The sequence below is a fragment of the Arthrobacter pasteuri genome (assembly GCF_054510955.1).
This window is the reverse complement of sequence record NZ_JBTNDO010000010.1, coordinates 1-2,390: the sequence shown is the minus strand read 5'-3', so window position 1 is coordinate 2,390 and position 2,390 is coordinate 1. Positions and strand designations below refer to the sequence as shown.

At 61.5% G+C, this 2,390-nt stretch carries 2 protein-coding genes; both read left to right on the top strand.

Features of this window, described 5'->3' with window-relative positions:
- Nucleotides 1–285 (top strand): hypothetical protein (locus ACX80H_RS16470; RefSeq protein WP_459314486.1); only part of this gene is annotated, 285 nt, incomplete at its 5' end.
- A gap of 536 nt (nt 286–821) precedes the next feature.
- Nucleotides 822–2,105, top strand: coding sequence for a class I SAM-dependent methyltransferase (locus ACX80H_RS16465; RefSeq protein ID WP_459314485.1), 1,284 nt, complete (start codon nt 822–824; stop codon nt 2,103–2,105).
- The last annotated feature ends 285 nt before the right edge of the window (nt 2,106–2,390 follow it).

Below are 2,390 nucleotides of genomic sequence, written 5' to 3'. Positions count from 1 at the left end.
AGCCAAAAAAACCAGCCACCACACGGGGTGCGGCAACCAGCAAATTCAACCAATCAAAAAACAATCGGTATCAACAAACTTGGCACACTATTGAGTTCTCAAACAACAGGAACAAACGATTACTCGCAGACCGGGCGTTTCCACGCTTTATCCGGCTTGTTTTCCCTCGTCGTTACATTCACAGCTTATTTCATTCCCTTTTCCCTTGTCAAATCCCCCGCCGTGCCCTACAGGCCCCGCAAAAGAATTCCACAAGACAATCCCACAACAAATTCAGGGGCCTAATTCGATCCCGCATCAGAGCGCACGAACCGACCACTGGAATTGGAGGGGGTTGGTCACCCTCACCGGGGCAACCACATAACTATACGACTGCCCCATGCCCGAAGCAAATCGACCCCTGCCACCCGCAGCGACCACGAGAGAGGATCCCGGGCCGACCTTCCACGCAGGTCCAGCCAAGTCCACGTCTCGAATGCTTTCAGAACTTATGCCGCGAGCCCCAGCCGGCACCGATGCTTCTCCGGATGCCCCTCTCGTATGTCCCGAGCAGTGGATGTTCCCTTCGGGCCGGGTAGACGTGTTGCACCAGAAGGGTCGCTGGGACCCGTACCCGGATCGGAGGAGCCGTAGCGTGTGCCGGCAGGATGACGGGACTTTTCGAACAGATGAGCGGACTGCCGGACGCGTCTGCTGGTGCGCGGAGACCCGAAACCTTGCCTCGATGTGGCGGGGTGATCGACGGGGCGACGGTAGCCGGGCGGGCTCCTCACTTCGAGCATCCTCTGGTTCCTGCGAGCACGTCGTAGTAGACAGGGGGCATGAGCAGGAAAAAGGGAGTGGCACCACGCTTGGCCGATGCCTTGGGCATCGTCCTAGGCACTGAAGAAATACCGATGAGGCTGCGCGCGTGGGACGGGTCAGAAGCAGGGCCCCCCGATGCCCCCGTCATCGAATTTCGTTCCCGGCGGGGATTGAGGCGGATGCTGTGGTCACCGAACCAGCTCGGGCTGAGCCGCGCATACGTAGCCGGGGATATCGACGGGCCCGGCGACCTCTTCGAAAGCTTCTCCGTGCTCAGCTCGCTGGGCAAGTTCGCCGAGCTGAAGGCTTTCCGCCCTCCAACGTTGGGTGAGCGTTTAGGACTGGTGCGGACAGCCATCCGTGTCGGTGCGCTGGGCCTTCCGCCCACGCCGCCGCCCGAGGAGATGAACGTGACCCGAGCCGGTCGGAAGCACTCCAAGAAGCGGGACGCTGCTGCTATTTCGCACCATTACGACGTGGGCAACGAGTTCTATGCCCTCGTGCTCGGTCCGTCCATGGTCTACTCCTGCGCGGTCTGGGACGACGAGACAGCAGGCCTCGACGCGTCCCAAGAAGCCAAACTCGACCTTGTCTGCCGCAAACTTGGCCTTCGGCCAGGCATGCGGGTGCTGGATGTGGGTTGCGGGTGGGGCAGCTTTGCACTGCATGCAGCGCGTAACTACGGAGCCGACGTCGTAGGTGTCACCCTCTCGAAAGAGCAGGCAGCTCTCGGGCGGGAGCGAGTGACCAAAGCCGGCCTCGCCGACCGCATCGAGATTCGGGTCCAGGATTACCGTGATGTCCACGACGGTTTCTTCGATGCGATCAGTTCCATCGGTATGGCGGAGCACGTCGGCAGAGACCAGATCGGCAACTACGCGTCCCATCTGTATGGTCTGCTGCGTCCCGGCGGGCGCCTCCTCAACCACGCAATATCCTGGAATGCAGGTGAGATGCCACCGGACCCAGACTCCTTCATTCCCCGCTACGTCTTCCCGGACGGCGAGATGCTCAGCCTTACCGTCATGATCGGCGCCCTCGAGTCGGCGGGGCTGGAAGTGCTCGACGTTGAAGCGCTGCGCCGGCACTACGGGCTGACACTTCGGGCCTGGGTGCACAACCTCGAGGAGAACTGGGACGAGGCTGTACGCCTCACAAGCGAGGGACGTGCACGCGTATGGCGGCTGTACATGGCATCGAGTGCACTCGGGTTCGAGCGGGGGCTGAACGGCGTGAATCAGATACTCGTCCAACGCCCCGGAGAGGAAAAGCCACCATTGCGGCGCCGGGAATGGGTGTAAGCGCTCTTCGCTCGAACGAGATCAGCGTCGAAGGTAGCTTGTCCCCCGTGCTTCATCACGGAAGGATGCGGCATCTCCTAAGATGCCACTCGTACCATTCCTACGGCATGCCGTCTCCAGCGATGGAGCGAGAAATCTAGGATGGCCGGGGTGCCGGCATGTGGTGGCTGCTGGGGTGGGGTGTGGTTTAAGTGGGGAAGGCCCCGCACCTGGTGGTGCGGGGCCTTCCCGTGAGTGGTTGTCCGGCGGTGTCCTACTCTCCCACACTCTCTCGGGTGCAGTACC